This window comes from Mesorhizobium sp. M2A.F.Ca.ET.067.02.1.1, assembly GCF_004023285.1.
Taxonomy (GTDB): domain Bacteria; phylum Pseudomonadota; class Alphaproteobacteria; order Rhizobiales; family Rhizobiaceae; genus Mesorhizobium.
In genome coordinates, this window is sequence record NZ_RZSB01001160.1 from 1 (window position 1) to 1,195 (window position 1,195).

The following is a 1,195-nucleotide window of genomic DNA, read 5'->3' on the forward strand; positions in this document are numbered from 1 at the left end:
CGAGAAGATCGAAAAGCTCCGCGCTTGGAAGGCCGACGTTCGGATCGTTGGCTCCGCCTGGCATGAATCCAACGTCGCCGCCCTCGCCTTCCACCGCGAGACGGGCGCGGCATATTTCCATCCCTTTGCCGACGCGGATGTTGTCGCCGGGCAGGGAACGGTCGGCCTCGAGCTGCTCGAGGATCTGCCTGAGATGACCACCGTGCTCGTGGCGATGGGTGGCGGCGGCCTTATCACGGGGGTGTCCACTGCGCTCAAGGCGCTGAAGCCGGGTGTGCGAGTGGTCGGCATCGAAGCCGAAGGATCGCCGGTGCTGCTGCGTTCGCTGGAGGCGGGCCGCAACATCGCCCTCGACAAGGTGACCACCTCGGTAGCAACAATGTCGTGCGCGCGCTCCGACGATCGAATCTTCGAGGCCGTTCGCGATCGGGTCGATGAGATCGTGCTTGTCAGCGACGACGAGATGCGCGCCGCAGCCAAATGGCTCTGGTTCGAAATGGGCTTGGCAGCGGACCTCAGCGGCGCTGCCGCCCTCGCCGCCCTACGCAACGGTCGCATCTCGATAAAGAAGAATGAGCTGGTCTGCGCGATCGTTTGCGGCGCCGGCTCTGATGCAATTGCCACCTAAGCGCAGGCGCTTTGTATTCGCATCTGGCAATTGAAGCTTGGTAAAATGGAGACCGCTTCTAGCAACCACGACCTCTACAGTGGTCGCCGGCGATGTCCGCATTCCGGAAGTTGCAGGCTGATCTCTACGGCTGACTGTGGGCGCATAGCTGCCTTCCCGACATCGGGCCTTGCCCTAGCTACTCCCAAATACGAGCAACCGGTAACCGCATACAATAGAAACAAAGGGCTTGCCTTTAAAGCGCGCCATATCTCTCCTGAGGTGCACAAACTTGCTCGCTCTTCCGGTTCGCGCGGCTTCTCGGCGCGGTGATGCTCCCACCGGCGCGCAGCGACGATTGCGTGCGCTTCAAACGCAAAAAAACCGCCCCGGTCAGACCGGGACGGTTATGATAGAATTGGTTGCGGGAACAGTGTTTGAACCTGGTAACCTCACTTTCGAAGCCCTATCGACAGACAAACCGGTTGCATCGCTGTATTGCGGTACCCTACTCTGACTAGAACGCCATATCCTAGGCGGGTGGTATGTTCACGTTATGATGGAAGATGTTGTTCGGGTCATAGCGCG

Annotated in this window: 1 protein-coding gene; it reads left to right on the plus strand. The window is 60.0% G+C overall.

What is annotated here, in order from left to right:
* Nucleotides 1–628, plus strand: a 628-nt coding sequence (locus EOA28_RS36370; protein WP_128315873.1) for a pyridoxal-phosphate dependent enzyme, incomplete at its 5' end; no start/stop codon positions are given.
* Nucleotides 629–1,195: the final 567 nt, after the last annotated feature.